General features: G+C 37.1%; 9 protein-coding genes. 7 read left to right on the top strand and 2 right to left on the bottom strand.

Annotated features, from left to right (window positions below):
* Nucleotides 1-54: 54 nt before the first annotated feature.
* From QH639_RS24740 to QH639_RS24730, 3 genes are all read left to right on the top strand, one after another.
* A complete protein-coding gene (locus QH639_RS24740) occupies nt 55-1818 on the top strand; it encodes a transglutaminase domain-containing protein (protein WP_281115392.1) in 1764 nt (587 codons plus the stop codon).
* A gap of 415 nt (nt 1819-2233) precedes the next feature.
* Nucleotides 2234-4126, top strand: coding sequence for a stalk domain-containing protein (locus tag QH639_RS24735; RefSeq protein ID WP_131520816.1), 1893 nt, complete (start codon nt 2234-2236; stop codon nt 4124-4126).
* Nucleotides 4127-4192: 66 nt separating this feature from the next.
* Entirely contained in the window at nt 4193-6685 is a 2493-nt protein-coding gene (locus QH639_RS24730) for an S-layer homology domain-containing protein (RefSeq protein ID WP_281115391.1), read from the top strand.
* Nucleotides 6686-7170: 485 nt separating this feature from the next.
* On the opposite strand, the gene QH639_RS24725 is transcribed toward QH639_RS24730, so the two are convergent.
* Nucleotides 7171-8430, bottom strand: a complete 1260-nt coding sequence (locus QH639_RS24725) for an HlyD family secretion protein (protein ID WP_281115390.1) — start codon at nt 8428-8430, stop codon at nt 7171-7173.
* Nucleotides 8427-9104, bottom strand: coding sequence for a hypothetical protein (locus tag QH639_RS24720; protein WP_281115389.1), 678 nt, complete (start codon nt 9102-9104; stop codon nt 8427-8429). The genes QH639_RS24725 and QH639_RS24720 overlap by 4 nt, the downstream gene beginning before the upstream one ends.
* 344 nt (nt 9105-9448) lie before the next feature.
* On the opposite strand from QH639_RS24720, the gene QH639_RS24715 reads away from it, so the two are divergent.
* The 4 genes from QH639_RS24715 (at nt 9449) to QH639_RS24700 (ending at nt 18009) form a co-directional block, all read left to right on the top strand.
* The gene (locus QH639_RS24715) at nt 9449-13459 is read left to right on the top strand and encodes a cell wall-binding protein (protein WP_281115387.1); all 4011 of its coding nucleotides are present in this window, start codon (nt 9449-9451) and stop codon (nt 13457-13459) included.
* Between the two features lie 199 nt (nt 13460-13658).
* Nucleotides 13659-14726 (top strand): CAP and S-layer homology domain-containing protein, encoded by a 1068-nt coding sequence (locus QH639_RS24710; RefSeq protein ID WP_131520821.1) that lies wholly within the window; start codon nt 13659-13661, stop codon nt 14724-14726.
* A gap of 221 nt (nt 14727-14947) precedes the next feature.
* Nucleotides 14948-15859, top strand: a complete 912-nt coding sequence (locus QH639_RS24705; RefSeq protein WP_009371892.1) for a C40 family peptidase — start codon at nt 14948-14950, stop codon at nt 15857-15859.
* Nucleotides 15860-16092: 233 nt separating this feature from the next.
* Nucleotides 16093-18009 carry an N-acetylmuramoyl-L-alanine amidase gene (locus QH639_RS24700; RefSeq protein WP_281115386.1) on the top strand — a complete coding sequence of 639 codons (1917 nt, stop codon included), beginning with the start codon at nt 16093-16095 and terminating at the stop codon, nt 18007-18009.
* Nucleotides 18010-18190: the final 181 nt, after the last annotated feature.

Here is an 18190-nt window from a genome sequence, read left to right as displayed (position 1 = left end):
GACCATATCTTCTTATTCCATTAGTCGCAATCGTTATTAAGGAGGGTATTTCCATTGAACAAACGAAAATTAGCATTGTCTGCCTTTATGACTGTCCCAATTGTAGCAGTATCAGTTGTTCATCCAATAGAGAGTCTTGCGGAAAATCAGGATTGGGTTAATGAAGAAAGTGAAGTAATCGCGAACCCCGACATGAATGGCGTGAATGCTTATAGCGATATACAAGTATTAGCTGAAAGTGTACCGACTTTAACAGCTTCGACAGTTCAGGAACTTAGCGCACTTATTGAGAGTGGAATGAATCAATTTCAGACAAATGTGTCTATCCAATACACAGGCGATAGCTCAATCATTATGGAACAAATTAATGGCATCATAAAAAACAACCTACGCAACAATGATTATTTAAATGGAACAGTTGCAAGTTGGAAATATGGCTATAAGGGTACTGCTAATAATGTTGTCATTAGTATAAATTTCAACTATCATACGACAGCAGAGCAGGAGGCCTTTATTCAGTCAGAGGTGAGACGGATTGTACAAAAAGAAATTAATCCATCAATGTCTGATTTTGAAAAAGTAAAGGCTATCAATGATTATATTGTATTAAATTCAACATACTCCTATAATTCATCGACAACACCGCATGCAGCCTATGCCATTCTTAATGAAGGGAAAGGGGTATGTCAGGCATACGCACTACTAGCCTATCGTTTATTGCAAGAGGCTGGAATGGAAGTACGCTATGTTACTGGCTGGGCTGGTGAGGCACATGCATGGAATATCGTAAAGGTAGATGGTCAATGGTATCATCTAGATACAACTTGGAATGATCCAGTATTCTCCGCAAGTGCGGGAGATATGTCTGATTATGTTAGCTATAAATACTTTTTAATCTCGGATAATGCTATTTTCCAAGACCATCAAATTGATGATTTAGGCTATCCAAGTGCAACAAGTGAGCGTTTTGTGGCAATGAGAAATGTAGAAAGCCCAATACAAATTAATAAAGTTTTATATTATCCAAATGGCGCTGACAACCAAAAATTATATAAGATCGATTTAGGGAATATGAATTTACAAGAAAAGAAGGTATCTGATACCCGTGTACAACATTTGTTTTATGCAAATGATTGGTTATATTTTAGTAACTATTCAAATGGTGGATATCTCTATAAAATGAAGGCTAATGGCTTAAATAGTACGATGCTTGCAAACAAACGAGTGACAAAGATAACACGTGAGGATAGCGATTTAGTAGCTTATAATAACAATGTTGAAATCTATCGTGAAAGTCTACAAGAGAATCCTATTGATGATACGAAAATTAACCAAGTTACAGAATTGACGAATCAAATCGTATTTCTCAGCAAAGATTTTAAAATGAAGGCAGAGCAATTATTTTCATTATTTGGTGATCTCTCGCAATCTGAGGAATCCCGACTTTCAGATGGAGTACAGCAGCGCATTAAGCTCATACAAGAGAAGTATCAAAAAATGGAGTCACTTACCTTTAATGATACAACAGCTTGGATATCTGTACCGAAGGTGAATGATGTAAAGAAGCCTTGGACAATTCAGTTAAGCCAAGAAGTGTTAAACACACCTGAAAACTTAAAGCACATTGTATTACTTGATATGTTTGGCGACCCAATAGATATTTCTGTTCGAATAGATGGCAAAAAAATTACGGTGACGCCAACAAACAATTATATAGAAGGTATCCCCTACACGCTTGTCATCAATTCCAAATTGAAAAACGCAAATAATCAAACGTTAGATAAAGGCATCCATTTACAATTTAACTATCAAAAATGAATGAATTAAGAGAGAAGAAAATAAGAGTTTCGTGGCCAAATGCGTCACGAAGCTCTTATTTTTTTATGGTACAAGCTTGTAGTTTACATTCGTTTGAGTAGATGGTATTTCAAACACTGCAATACGTCGCAATTGTTCAATTTCTTAAAAGGAAATTAATAATTATGTAACTTTTTGCGGCTATGACAAGTCTACTTTAAAGGGATGTACTAATAGTGTGAAAGCAACCAAAATAAGTTTAATAGAAAATAATCATGGTATTTTAGAATATCATTTGTTCCATATGAAGCTTTTGAAGGAGAAAGGCTAGCACTCTAGTACCGAATTCTACTTTATTCGATAAAAATCCCACATTTTGGGCTTTGTTCATGTTAAGATGGTAGAGACGATTTTAAGAGGAAAAAAGGAGATTGAGATGTTTAGAAAACTAAAGACTACATGTATTGTATCAGCAGTTGCGTTGGCTACGATTTTGCCAGGACAAGCGTCTGCATCAGCTACTAGTAACAATGGAATTCAGATAAAAAACAATGTTTCGATTACGATTAATGGAGAGACGATTCAAGTCAATGATCCTATTTTAAATAAATCGGATTTCTTATTATTACCAATGCGTGCATTGTATGAAGCGGTTGGTGCAAGTGTGGATTGGGATAAGGAAACGTTGACGGCATCAGCGATTCGCAATGGTAAGATGGTTGATTTAACGATCGATTCGAATACGGCTTTAGTAGATGGTCAAGAGGTTGCAATGGATGTTGCGCCATTTATGTATAAGGATCGTACCTACATGCCATTACGTTTCGTCAGCGAAAACTTTGATGGTGTTGTTAATTGGGATGAGACTACTCAATCGGTAGATATTACATTATCAGATGAAACAACAGCACCACCACAGGAAGACCCATATATCTTACATATCAATAACAAACGTATTGTCATGAAAGATCCGATTGTTACAAAGGATGGAAGAACATATCTACCTGCTAGCTATATTTATGATTATTTAGATGATTCATCTGGCACTTGGCAACCTGATGGTTCCTTTGAATTGCTAATTGGTGGTATGAGTTTTATTTTCAATGATAACAGCAATCAGGCTTTGATTAACAATGAGGCAGTGACAATGATCGAAAAGCCATTTATACAAAAAGGCAAAATGTATGTTCCTGCTAAGTTTCTTGTGGATGCATTAGGCGGGAATTTGCGTTATATCACAGAAAAAAAAGAAATGTATATTTATGTATATCGTTATATGTATACAAGCTCTTTCCTTGAAAAATCATACGGCACTACGTCATCGCCAGAGGTTATTCCTTCTGCTCGTTTAGAAGGGGATCGTGATCTATTTATTAGTGATAATCCAGAAACATTAACACGCAAGCTTGTACCAATAAATAATGTAACACTTGCACAATACGACGTGAAGCCAACGAAAGCAATGAACAAGCACCGTGTCTTTGGCTGGCACTATAACACGCTAGGAACAGATGTCAATATTGGTATTACTGTTCAAAACAAGTCTATGACAGAGAGCATTAAAGTGACTGATTCGAAAGGCATTAACCAAAAAACAGGTAATAGCTGGGTAGGTCATGATATTGGTTTAACAATTGCTGATGCTGAATTAAATAATAAACTAAAAAAATCAGAGAGTAGTGGCATTGTTATCGCACCAGGTGAAACGAAGCTAATTGAAACATATGACCTACACTATGATTATATTATTGGTTTTTTACATGATTTAGATATTCAAGCAGTCAATGGTGGAAAGCCAGAATATACAATACGTACAGTGCTTTCAAAGGATAATACGGATTTAACAACCATCCATTCGGACCAGGTTGCGGTTGATGAGTATGCGAAACACCCAAGAGGTGCGTGGCCAAGTGCTTCAATTCTAGCAGAGCTACCAGCCTATACTGTAGATTCGCCTGAAGTAGGCTATAACATTTCCAATGGCCGTACAGACCATCTTCAAACGGCTGAAAATTCACTTTCTCAAATCAATGGAGCGGTTGGGAACCCAGGTCACTTCGGTATGAACTATAAAGTATCTATTCCTGTTGTCAATCCAACAGGCTCTACAAAAACGATTAAGCTGAAGTTGGCTGGTCGAGGAGGTTTATACAGCGGAGCGATTAAGGTGAATGGCAAAGTGTATTTAGTGCCTTCTTTAAGAGTCGGGGCAGAGTATGTTGAATTACCAGATTTTAAGATGAAGGGCTCGAAAGACACGATTGAATTAGAGCTAATGCATGCTGGTGGTGTCAACCTTCCAGTAGCAATCTATGTAGAAACAAAATAAAAAAGTCACTGGCACGGGCCATGTGACTTGGTACGTGCCATACTTTGAATTAATTCGGAGTGAAAAATGGCAAGAAAACTAATAACGATTATTGTAGTCCTTTTCATGCTTACACTAACAGTTAGCCCCGTCAATGGACAAGCTGCTGGTTTAGGCAATAAAGTCAGTGAAGTTAAAACAGAGGTTTCACCACAGGTAATACATTCACAGCAAAACTATACGTCAGGTTCAATACGTCAGTTTGTAAATGTTTTAGATGTTAATTTAAATAATACATATACAAAACTAGAAATTGGTATGCCAAATCCTATTAATTCATTAAAAACAACATCAGCGATGGCTAAGCAAAACACAGTTGATGGGCATCGTGTTGTAGGGGCTGTCAATGCCTCTTACTTTTTAGGAAATGGTATGCCTGCGAACTTGTTAGCAGAAAACAATGAAATTGTGAACTATGGTATTTTGGGAGATACATATGATAGCCCAACACAAAAGCCAGTTGCATTTGGTTTATCGAAATCAGGGAAAGCGATTGCAGATTATTATTCTACGAATCTAACTTTCCAAGTGAATGGCAAAAGCTATCCTATTGATCTTATTAATAGTGAACGAGGAACAAATAAAAACGTTTTATATACACCAGAAAAAAGATCAACAGGGACAAATACATGGGGTGTAGAACTTGTTGTGTCAGGCGCTAGCCAAGATACAAGCACCCTGCATTTTGGTGATCAGTTCTCAGGTACAGTATCTCATGTAACAGCCTATGGAGCAGAAGGTAACTCTTCTGTACCAGCAGATGGTTTTGTTATCTCTGTACAAAATAAAGAGTTAGCCGCTGAATTAAGTAGCATTACAGCAGGTACAAGCGTGGATGTCAGCTTATCGATCGATCAAAAATGGATGGATGCACAGTTCATTTTAGCTGCTGGACCAATGCTTGTGCGTAACGGCAAAGTGGATATTTCTATGCCAACGAATTCAGGGTTTGCTTCTACACGTAGTCCGCGTACAGCAGTAGCTATAGATGCTACAGGTACAAAGGTATCTCTTGTGACGATTGATGGTCGCATAAGTGGTCATAGTAATGGTGTTAATTTATCGGATTTAGCTGCTCATTTAATTTCAGTGGGTGCTTCTTCGGCTATTAACCTAGATGGGGGCGGCTCTACAGCAATGGTGGTGCGTAATCCAGGAGGTTATTTCGCTAATCTAGTGAATAGACCGTCAGAAGGTAGTGAACGTCGTGTATCTGCCATTTTACAGGTAGTGAATACAGCGCCACCAGGGAAAGTAAAATCAATTACGTTAAGTAGTGTTGGTCAAGTAATGAAAGGATCTTCTGTAGATATGCAAGTTGCAAGGGCTTATGATCAATACTTGAATCCAATGACCATCAACCCAGCAAATATGAACTGGACAGTTGAAGGAAATATCGGCAAAATGGACGGTGCAACCTTCACAGCAACACAAAAGGGTGAAGGGAAAATTATTGGGGAGTATGAAGGAATTCGTACGTCTGCGGCTGTGAAAGTAGTAGATCTAGCAGAGAAACCAATTGTACTAGATAGCTTTGATAATACTTCTTCTTGGACAACAGAAACAGCGAAAGCCAATGCTTCATTAGCAAGCTCTAAAGAGTATGCTAGACAGGGAACTGCTAGCTTACAATTAAACTATGATTTTACAACAGCAGGCACAGGCACAAAAGCAGCCTATATGGTTGCGAAAACACCAATTGCTATTTCAGGGCAGCCTAAAAATATCGGTCTTTGGGTATTTGGCGATGCTGGTAAGCATTGGCTAAGAGGCGTTGTGATTGATGGTGCTGGAGCTAAGCATACAATTGATTTCACAAGTCAGGGCGGTTTAGACTGGAGTGGTTGGAAGTACGTGACGGCAGATATTCCAAGTGATCTACCACAGCCACTAAAATTCGAACGTTTGTATGTTGCTCAGCCAACAGCTTCTCTTCAAAAGAAAGGTCAGCTGTATTTCGATCAATTACAAGCAGTATATAAAGACAATCATGTGGAATTAGTTTATACAGATGTAACAAAAGGGCATTGGGCATTTTCCGAAATCCAAAGCTTATACGATCAATCTCTTATTAAAGGATACTCAAATGGAACGTTCAAACCTGAGGCATCCATTACACGTGCTGAGGCAGCTACGATCATCGCTAGAGCTTTAAATCTAACTACAACGAAGGATTCCAGCTTTAAAGATGTGAGTAAGAGCCATTATGCATACAGTGCCATTGCCGCAGTTGAGCAGGCTGGCATTATTAAAGGGCAAGAGGCAGGGAAGTTTAATCCAAACGGACAGCTTTCACGTGCTGAAATGTCTGCCATTTTAACAAGGGCCTATAAATTAACAGGTACAAGCAAAGTAAGCTTCTCAGATGTGAAATCAACACATTGGGCATACAGCCATATCCAAGCACTTGTCGCAAATGATTTAACTGGCGGCTTCCCAGATAACACATTTAGACCAGATGCACAAATTACACGTGCTCAATTTGCAAGCTTCTTAAATAGATGTTTATCATTAAAATAAAGAAGACAAATCCTCTGTAACAGCTACAGAGGATTCTTTATGTTGTCTTGAAAAACAAAACAATTAACAGAATTTTTGTGAAAGGTGAAGTGGATATCCGTTGCTTGCTTACCTGTGGGCTAGCGAAAAGCACAACAACCCACAACTTTTTATAAAGGTTTTCACTAATCATTTTATTGAGGAGTGCTGTCACTCAACATTTTTCCACATTTTTCACTACTGTTAGTATGAAAGAAAAGGAAAAGACACAGTTTTAGAGAGGTTGATTGGAGTGGAGTCAGCGTCACTCCTAGGGGATTGAGCGTCATAGATGAGACCCTGGAGCGAACGTAAGTGAGTGAAGCGGCTCATAAGACGCCCCCTGGAAAGGACGTTGGCGGAACGGAAAACAACCCATCGCTCGCTTTGCTAAATGTTTTTTTAGTGTTATCTTCTTTTCTAACAAAAAAACCGCCTTGTCCATAAAAGGACGAGGCGGTTTTAGATTAGAAAACGATATATTTCACATATTGCTTCCAAGTTAGCTCTTTAAAATGGCTCCAATGTATTTTCTCAACAGGTAATGTTCTGAAGGTATAGGCTTCGAGATTACGTTTCTCATTCGAGAGCATTGGCGTACCTTCATCAAGATAATCCATAAAGATAGCTGACTTAGCCGTTTTAAATTGCACATTGACATCAATTAGCTGTATTTTACCGTCCTGATTGATGATATACAATTTTTTGTTCCCTTTTTTAGCTGTAGCTAGCCACGATTTATCGACTTTATAAGAATCGAATGCTTCGTTAACAATAATAGAGGCTTTGCCAGTTGTTGAAAATGGAATGTCCTCAAGTGGGGCATCCTGCTGTAAGGTCACTTCATAATTAGTTGGTTGTGGCAAGGCAGCCGTTTTAGCTAGCTCATTTGCCCAAACTGTCTGATCGTCAGTAGCAATCGTTTGTTTTTCTAATACGATGCCAGATAGATCATCCTTGACATGTTTCACCTTGAAATCTACAGTTTGTCCTTCCTCCACCTTTTGCCATTCCTTTTCTGATAAATAGGCATACATTGCTTTTTCATTCGAATAGATTTCAAAAGTTAGCGCACCAGCTTCTTCCTTAATCGCTGCCACCACACCATCAATAGGGCTGATAATACCCTGACGAGATTGAATTTGTGTAATTTGGGCTTCAAGTAACGCAATTTGACGATTTGTTTCAGCAATATGTCGATTTAACAGGGCAACTGCTGTAGATGCTGAATTTTGTTGAGCAAGCTCTAATTTTAGCGTTACAGATAGCTTGTCATTGATTTGATCCGTATTAATGGAGCTTTTTGGATTTGAATCGTCTCCATATTCATCCTCAATTTGATCAAGTGCATCCTGTAAATATTGTAATTCTGTTTCATAGGCAGTGCGTTCAGATTCAAGCTTTGTTAACGCCTCATCCACCTCATCTGTTTTATAGGTAGCAAGTACATCATTCATCATCACTTCTTGGCCACGCTTTACATTCACAGCTGATAAGTTAGTTGCATCAGCAGTAATCGTGTACGTCTCAGCAGGTGCAACAATCGTTTCCTTATGAAGACGCTCTGTATTCGTGCCGATATAAGCTTTTTGAAATTCATCGATAAAGTAGGATCGTGTCACGTTGCTATTATCTTTAAAGACAAAATAAGCATTTATGCCGATTACTAGCATTGCTAACACGATGGTCGTAGTTGTCCATGGTCTTGTTTTGAGAAATGCCATCATCCTAACCCCCTAGCAATCCATTCTTTAATTGGTAGTACACTAATCAAACCAACAAATATGGCCATAAATAGCTGTACTCCAATCAATTTGACTACTAACATTTTTCTACTAGCTTCTTCCTCCCATTTTGATAAGAAGAGATACTGTACAATAATGATTAAAACTGTTGTTACCGTCAATTGATTGAGGGTAAATAACACGAAATCTGTTTCAATCACCTGTAGGGCAGCAGGAGCTAAGGAGAAGAAAGAAAACATGGTTGTATAGCCTACTGCATAGAAAACAGCAAAGAGGATTGCTTTTTCAATTAATAGAAAGGCTACAACATAAAGCTGGACTTTTTTTATCCAAGTATAAGGAATGTCCGTTAATAGATGTAATAGATAGGTAACACCATAATAGTGGAAGCAAAAATAGACGATTGCCCATAAAACGGCACCAAGCATCGAAAGGATACGTGCTACATAGTATTCATTTTGTAAATCCATTGCGAATAAGGATGTTAAATTTTCTGTCCCCATTCCCCAATATTCGCGAACAGCAAACAACAGGATGAAAAGAATGAACACCGTTAGTACTCGTTTTTTATATCCGATGACCTTGCCTTCCTCTACGATGCTAGTAAAGTATGTAGGATTTTTTAAGCTATGCCAGAACTTATAATGGTAAAACATAAAACAGCGTCCTTTCTTCCAAAATAGGATATCAAAGTTGTAGTATACACCTTGTAAAGATATTATGACATATGAAAAAAGCTGTTTTTTTCCAATAAATTCGAAAAAACATATTTTCTTATTATATGTCGATTGGTGAAAACCTCATATAACACCATTGTATAGTATAATTGAAATAACTTCCTGTTTTTCTAGCTAGTAATTTAGAAAAATTACTTTTGATATGTCTCATTTTGTAAATATATTAGAATGGCTTGAAATCAAGCAATTTACACCGATACTAAAGTCATAAATTCTAAATGAAAATGAATACAATCATTTTCCTATACATAAACGATGAAAGGGTGGTTCGATTGAATCGAAAATTGACAGCAGGGGTCATAACGGGTCTTTTATTGGCACCTACGGCTATAGCGAACGCACAGGAAAATGATGCACAATCCCGCGTCACAACACATACGGAGCAAGTTGCCTATACGAATGAGGTAGCGGCTGCCACGACAAGAGAGCAGCTTATTGCTCAATTTGGTAAGCTGTCAGAGAACTCATCGGCTGATGACATGGTCATTGCCAAAGGAGATCTTCAAGTTTTAAGTGCAGCAGGCTTTAATGAACACGAAGTTGCTTTTATTGAAGCGAAGTATCGCTATGTGGAGGAGCAGCGTAGCTTATTAAGTGAGCTACAAAAATTAGGAAAAGAAATGACGGGAATCTCGTTTACAAGTAAAACATTTATTGCAGAGGTAGCCGCATACGATAAGAAATATGATAACTTTTTAAATATTGGCACGGATAATCTAAAAGCGTATGTAACTGTTCAAAAGGAATTTGAAGCAGCTGTCAATGAGGCGCTAGTGAATAATGCAAAAGACATTGCCAGTACAATTCGCGGCACTTCTTTACAATACGGCTATACTGATGCAGAACGCAATGCCTACTTTAAAGGCAAGGGAATGGATGTTGACAAATTAAATAAGTTAAAAGTGGATGCGACTAAAGCAGAAGGAGTAGCTACAGAATTAGTTCTGTTAGTTGAGTTATTGGAAAAATCCTCAGATTACTCAGCTGTTTTGCCTAAAATAAATAGTTTTACAGCGAATTATAATGGGTTGACAACAGAGCAAAAGAAAGTAATTGAAGCGTACAATCCAAATGATGATAAGGTTACACCTTTTAAAAAGTATAAGGATGCATTAGCAGGTTTGTCTGCTCTAGAAAAAGTGACTTCTAGTATTGCCGAGCTAAAAGGCAAACAGCCAGCAGATTTCACTTCAGCATCAAGCTTAATTAATGCGGTAGCAGCAATTGATAAAGCCTACAATAATCTGGATGCAGCGTCTAAAAATTTAGTAGAAACAGAATATAAGAGCATCGAACAATATCGTCAGGCGGCCAATATTTCGAAAAGCATTTCTACATTACGTGTATCCAAAGATGACGCTTATCGTATTGCAGTTAATGAGCTAAAAACAAAATACAACGGCCTAACAATTAATAAAGAATTTGTTAAAAATGCGAGTGAATTACAATCATCAATTGACAATATTACTGTGGCTGAAAGTATCGAAGCCCTTATAAAATTGATTGAGCCTAAAGCAGACAGTGAAAAAGTAGCTGCCATTAAAGCAGCACGTGCAGCTTATGATAATCCACCTGCTCCAACTGGAATAACAATCAATCCAAGCAATGTAAAAAAAATCGTCAATAATCTAGCAGATCTCACAGCGTGGGAGAAAAATTTAGGTGCTGCGTTAAAGGTAGATAAGTTAATTGATAGCTTAAATCCAGCTGAAAAAACTTTTGAAAGTAAGACACTCTCTGCCTGGACTGCCTTTAACAAGTTAAATGAAAATGATAAAGCGTTAGTGCAAGGAGCTGCAAAACTAACACTGTTTCAAAAATACGCTGATCTATCAAAAACAATCCATACATTAAAACCTTCAGCAGATTACAGCGCACAGCTTGCCGCAATAAGAAACCAAGTAGATAAATTAGATGCACAAGGTAGTGGCTATGAAGAAGCTCTTAATAATTTAAAAACACAGCTGATTGTAAAAATAGATGCTTTAATTGATGAAGAAAAAGCGGTAAAAGAAGTTATAGTGGAAATTGATCTGCTAGATAAAAATATAGCTATTGAAAAAATATTAACCGCACGAGCAAACTATAATGCGTTATCACCAACAGCTAAAAAGCGCGTAACGAATATTAAAGAGCTAACAGATTTAGAGAAATCCTATAAATCAGTTGTTAATGTCATCTCTCAATTTGAAAAATTGGATCCTTCCTCTAAAAGCTATATTTCTAAAGTAAAATCAGCTTATACGGCTTACTCCAAACTAGATAATGCTAATCAGGAGTTTGTTTTAAATTATAAGGGCTTGAGTAAAAAAGTACCTGTTATAGATGTTATTGTTCAAATTGATGCTTTAAATACTTCAAAAAAGACCTATAAAGATGATGTGCAAAAGGCAACGGGTGCTTATGACGCATTGAATAATATAGAGCCAAAACTTCAAGACGAGGTCATCAATTATGTACACCTAACAAACGCACAAGGCTATATCAATACGGCCAAAGCATTTGATGACCGTATTATAGCCTTAGCAAATGAAGGCCCTGACACATTTGTCAAAAAGGTAGCCGAACTTACATTAGAATATAAAGCAATGGATAAGAACGCACAGAAGCTAGTGGAGCAAGCCAAAATGTTAAGCTCCTATGAAAAGGATAACAAGGCAGTAATCAAGGTGATTCAAATGATTGATGCCTTAAATCCAACAAATAAGGATTATACAAAAAGGGTTCTTGATGCACGTAAAGCCTATAATGCACTTGATCAAGTTTCCCAAAAGCGTGTAACAAACTATGCTAATCTCACTGCTGTAGAGGATGTTGCTTCCTTGATTGGTCTTATTGCGTCGTTAAAACCAACGAGTAAAACTTTCTATCAAGATATGAAAACAGCGCGCGAGCTTTATGATTCCTTGCCAGCAGAGAAGCAGCAAGCGATCGTAAACTATGATGCACTGGTAGCAGCAGAGAATGAACAGGGGTTAGCACAGAGTGTAGTCGAGCTAATTAACTTAACCGAAGTGCAAGATGCAGACTACTTAACGAAGCTGATGAATGCTCGTGTAGCATATGATAAGCTATCATCTAACCAAAAGAAATTAGTGACGAATATTAAAGATTTAACAACTCGTGAAAAAGCAGTTAAACCAATTTTAAGTGTGATGGTTCAAATTAATGAATTAGACCCAGAATCAACAAGCTTTGTTAGTAAGGTAAACTCAGCACGTAAAGCGTATGATAAACTATCGAAGGAGCAAAAAAAATACATCGATAATATTGATATTCTCTTAAAATTTGAGCCTGTCTCTAGTGTGATGGAATTAATTAGTAAACTAAAATCTTCAAGTAACACATTCCTTCAAGATACATCACGAGCACGCTCACTTTACGATGCACTACCTGACGATATGAAGCAATACGTGACCAACTACTACTTATTGCAAGCAGCTGAGTCTAGTATTTTAGGTGCTGGAAATGTTATGCAAATGATTAATGACTTACCGTCCATTGATCCAAAGCAGTATGTGAAACGTATTCAAGAAATCCGTGCTGCATACAATGCTTTACCAAAGGATCAGCAACGGGCTGTTCAAAATTATAAAGTGCTACAAGATCAGGAAAAGCTAATAAAGCCTGTAATGAGTATTGTAGAAGATATCGATCGATTACTAACGGCAAAAGATATGAATAGCCAATACCAAAAGATTTTAAAAGCCTATGATAAGCTTAATGCGGATCAACGTCGCTATGTTTATAACGACCAGCTATTGCTTTCGCTAGATAATGTTATCAAGGTTTATAATAATATTGCTAAATTGAATCCAAAGGATAAATATTACTTTGGCATGGTGGAAGCGGCGCGTAAAGAATATGATAGTTTGAATACGACAGATAAACAACGTATCTCCAATTATTCTCTTTTACTCGAAGCAGAGAAAAGTTTAGCTGATGTGAAGAAGGTTGTGGAGATCATAGCGGGACTGTCTCCAAGCTCGTCGACGTATATTGAAGATGTGGCGAATGCCGTTGCTGCCTATAAGGCATTGGACTCTAAAATTAAAGGACAGGTCATTAATGAGGATGTCTTAAAGCAGGCTGAAAAAGATGTGGCTGCCGTTCTCAAAGTTGTTCAAGCGATCGGCAATATTGATCCAGATAGCTCATCATTCGAGAAAAAAGTGCTAGCAGCTCAAAAAGATTATAGTAATTTGTCCATTGAGCAACAGGGCTTAGTATATAATTACCGCATTCTAGAAGACTATCTTAAAATGATTCAATAGTATGATAAAAAAGGAGTTTTCCCAATGAATATAACGGGAAAACTCCTTTTATAAGTAAGAAAAAATGAATCCTAATATTAATTTCCAAAAAAGTGAAACTATATCATCTGAAATTCGTATCTTATAGTATAAATGGTCGCTTTGATGGGGAGGTACCATTCATACATTTTTATTTTGCCAACGTGAGGAGGTCGCCCTGTTGAAAAAATTATTGAGTATAATGGTACTTTCAATAGCTGCAACCGTAGGAAGTTTAACTAGTTTTAGTCAAGTAGAAGCAGCGTCTGCTAAGGCAGTAGATGTGACAAATTCATACTGGGCAAATGCTTCGATTCAACATATGCTCACAAAACAATATATGACTACATATAACGACAACACTTTTAAGCCAGAGCAAGCTATTACAAGGGCAGAGGCTGCTGCTGCCATTGCTCGATCCCTTCAAACAAACATTGACATTGAGAACCCTGTAAAATTCAAGGACGTTCCTACAACGCATCCATATTACAAGGAAATTTGCCAGCTTGTTAAACTGGGAGTTATTCAAAAAAGTGATGCCTTTCATCCAGAAGAGCCTTTAAAGCGTATGCAGGTGGCAAAAATGCTAGCCCTTGCGTATCAACTTAGGGTAGATAGCAAAAATAACAGTCAATTTGCGGATATTACACGTACGCATTGGGCAAAAGATTATATCGAATCCTTAGCAGATATCGGCATTATTAGTGGGGTAGATGCTAAGCATTTTGCTCCTGACCAATTGGTAACACGTGCGCAGTTTGCTGTATTTGTTGAGCGTAGCATGGCTTTTCAACAAAAAATTAAGGCGTTGGAAGTAGCCTATGACTATCTAGCAAAGGATTATATCCCAACTGTAAACCTTTCTTCTGAGTGGTCAAAAAAGGTGATTGAATTAATAAATGTTGAAAGACAGAAGAATAAGCTAGAACCTGTTGCTTATGATTCGGAACTGACACAAATTGCCATTATCAAAGCACAGGACATGGTAAATCGCCATTATTTTGAACACGTTTCTCCATTTTATGGAGCACCTTGGGATTTAGCGACATTATTTGATTACAACTATACAAGTTTTGGAGAGAATATTGCTAGAAATATTAAAACTCCTGAAATTGCTGTTAAGGCATGGATGGCTTCACCTAGCCATCGAGATAATATTTTAAAAGAGCACTATACGAACACGGGTGTTGCAATAGCACAGGATAGCAAAGGAAATTACTATTGGGTCCAAATGTTCTCTAGTCAATAAGTTGTTGTGTAACAAAGAATCGCTAATATTACAGAAATGTTACGAAAGTTCCAAATTACGATAAAAAAATCCCCTTTTTAACGCTGGAAATACCGCCAAACGTTGGTATTACAGCGTTTTTTTGCTGTCTAAAACCGTTACACAATTGAAAAATAACATTCGCCTCTTTTGTGATAGTCTATGTATAGGCAAAAAAGTTTTGAGAGGGGTATAACAAAAGTATGAATAAGAAATGGTTATTACCGATTTTTGCATCATTTATGTTATTTTCAACTACTAATATTAATACTGCTGAAGCAGCGTCTAAAGCAGATTTAACTGATACAGCTTCTAAATATTTAGGTGTTCCATATAAATATGGCGGTACTACAACTAGCGGTTTTGATTGCTCTGGCTTTACTTCTAAAGTATTTTCAGACTTAGGCATTCAATTAAACCGTACGTCAGGATCTCAATATCAACAAGGTACTGCAGTTGCCAAAAGTGATCTTCAAGTTGGCGATTTAGTATTTTTCAATACAAGTGGTAGTGGTATTTCACATGTGGGGATATACATAGGTGATGGTAAAATGATCCACTCTCAAACTGGTCAAGGTGTAAGCTACTCAAATGTTAATGACCCATATTATTGGGGCGATCGTTATGTAGGTGCTAAACGTGTGGCAACATTTGATGCTCAACAACAAGCTGAAGTAAAACAAGCAGCTATTGACTTTTCCGTATATGCTTCTCGTGCAGAGGTAGCAGTACAAATTGCAAAAGCTTTAAACTTAGATACATCTGATACTACTACTAGTTTCGTAGATGTAAAACCTACATATGCGCATGCAGGTGCTATTGCAGCTGTAGCAAAATTAGGTATCTTTGAAGGCGATGCAAATGGTAAATTCAACCCGTCTTCACCAATTACGCGTGCCCAAATTGCTAAAGTATTAGTGTTAGCGTTTGGTCTTGAAAATAATGGTGGAAGTGTAGCATTTAGTGATGTGCCTCAAAAGAGCTGGGCTAATGAATATGTTTCTACTCTAGCGTCAAATGGCATTACAAATGGTGACGGAGACGGTAGCTTCGGTTCCGATGAATTACTAAAAATCGAACAATTAAAAGTTTTTATTGAAAGAATCCAACAATAAGTTCATAAAGTTAACACTTTAATTGTGTCATAGATTGCAAGAAATGATCTTTTGAATAGCGTATAATGGAAGAAGGGTTTGCAATAGCAGACTCTTCTATTTTTATGATAATTTTGTAGGAAAGGATGTGAATTGGAAAATTAAATTTTAACAGTTCTATTGTATGATGCTTTATTTAGCTAATTTTGTTAAAATGGACACGTTAAGAGAACAAGAAGGGAGGAAATAAGACATTGAACATCAAAAAAATTAGTCTTATCTTGTGCGTCTTATTCATTTCGGCTTCTATGTTTACGATACATAGTGCAAGTGTCAGTGCAGCTAACAATTCGAATATAACATTTGAAGATGTTACTAAAAATCACCCAGCCTATGAAGAAATCAATTATTTAGTAAATTTGGGGGTAATTCAAGGTTACTTTGTGAATGGTAAGAGAGTCTTTGGCCCAAATAATAGTGTAACAAGAGGACAAGCAGCCAAAATGGTTGTTGTTGCCTCTGGTAATAAACCATTAGTGGTAAATAAATCTAGCTTTTCAGATGTGACAGTCGGCACTGAAATGTCAGGTTATATAGAACGTGCTGTACAGCTAGGATTTTTCGACAAAAATATAAAAGGTCAATTCTTACCAAATAAGCCTCTAACTCGTGGAGAAATGAGTTATGTATTAACAAAGGCTTTTAATTTAGATACTAGTGAGTATGAGGGGATCGACTCACCTTTTACTGATGTAGGAATCACACATGAATATGTGAAATACATCAATACAATCTATTATAATGGCATTACCAACGGAACAGGTAATACGTATTTACCGAATGGCACTGTAACACGTTCCCAATTCTCACTATTCGTTGCACGTGCAAACAGTGAAAAATATCGCTTAGAGCTTCCTGTAAAAGGTGTACAAGTTCCAGATACATCACAAGTCATTGGCTTAGTGAAGGTCACTACAGATGGGTTAAACATCCGTAAGACAAAAGATTCTACTTCAAGCACGAACATTGTGGGCAAAGTCAATACAGGCGGTAAATTATCAGTCTACGCTGTTGAAAGTAATTGGCTAAAGGTTACTTATAAAGGCGCATATGCCTATATCTATAAGCAATATGCAGAATTTGTAGATGCAGATGGCAATGCGTTAGGAACAGTCGAAAAAGAAGTAACGACAAAAAATGCTGTCAATTTATATGTGAAGCCTACATCTTCAGCAAAAGTCATTTCATCGATTAAAGCGAACGAAAAGCTTCCTGTTTACAAAACAATTGGTGGCTACTATTTAACACAAGTAAATGGTTTACCAGGTTATATTGTAGCGAATAGCACTACGGATATTGTGGAAGAAGAAAAGCCAAATCCAAATCCAGATCCAACGCCACCAGCTTCTGGTGATGTGCTAGGTAGAGTCACAGTGGCTAATTTAAATGTTCGCAGTCAAAGTAACTCTACATCAGCCGTGTTATTTAAGCTGAATAAAGGGGAGTATGTCCAAGTTAATAACATCAATGGTTACTGGGCAGAAATCACTTATAATGGCCAAACAGGCTATGCTCACAAGTCTTATTTGAAACTATTAAATCAAACAGCTAAACCTTTACAAAATCGTATTATCATCCTAGACCCAGGTCATGGAGGTAAAGATCCAGGTACAGTAAAGGGCTCTGCTTCTGAAAAGAACATTACATTAAAAGTCAGCACACAAGTGAAACAATTACTAGAGAATGCTGGTGCAAAAGTTTATATGACACGTACTGGTGATACGTATCCATCCTTACAAGATCGTGTAGACTTTACTCAAGCAAACTATGGTGAAATTTTTGTAAGTGTTCATGTCAACTCTGCTGCTAATACGTCAGCGTCTGGTACTGAAACATATTATGCAATATCTACAGGAGATATGTATCAGGAAGACATTGATTTAGCGACATATGTTAATAATCAAATTGTCAACAATTTAAATATGAAAAATCGTGGTGTCAAGCAAGAGCAATACTACGTAATTCGTAATATGGTGATCCCGTCTATTCTAGTAGAACTTGGTTTCTTAACGAATACAGAGGATAACAGTAAAATGACAAATGATCAATACGTTAAATTATTTGCAGAATCTATTTATAATGGTATTTTGCAATACTATAAAAAACAATAATTGATTAAAGAGACGATTCCAAAGGTGTACGAGCCTTTGGGATCGTTTTTCTTATTCTCTATATACCCACATAAGAGAAAGACAAACTAATTGATAAAATTAGCTATAAAATTTTTCTAATCATACAAATAATGGGCTAAATTGATCGCTACGGCAAAGATAAGGAAAAGGAAAAGACACA

The sequence above is a fragment of the Lysinibacillus sp. 1 U-2021 genome (assembly GCF_029916965.1).
GTDB lineage: Bacteria > Bacillota > Bacilli > Bacillales_A > Planococcaceae > Lysinibacillus > Lysinibacillus capsici.
This window is presented reverse-complemented; position numbering and strand designations above follow the sequence as displayed.

What these genes read in the sequence shown, in the direction of transcription:
- QH639_RS24725 (WP_281115390.1), bottom strand. Translation starts at nt 8,430, where the DNA reads ATGATGGCATTTCTCAAAACAAGACCATGGACAACTACGACCATCGTG.
- QH639_RS24705 (WP_009371892.1), top strand. Translation starts at nt 14,948, where the DNA reads ATGAATAAGAAATGGTTATTACCGATTTTTGCATCATTTATGTTATTT.
- QH639_RS24730 (WP_281115391.1), top strand. Translation starts at nt 4,193, where the DNA reads ATGGCAAGAAAACTAATAACGATTATTGTAGTCCTTTTCATGCTTACA.
- QH639_RS24735 (WP_131520816.1), top strand. Translation starts at nt 2,234, where the DNA reads ATGTTTAGAAAACTAAAGACTACATGTATTGTATCAGCAGTTGCGTTG.
- QH639_RS24720 (WP_281115389.1), bottom strand. Translation starts at nt 9,104, where the DNA reads ATGTTTTACCATTATAAGTTCTGGCATAGCTTAAAAAATCCTACATAC.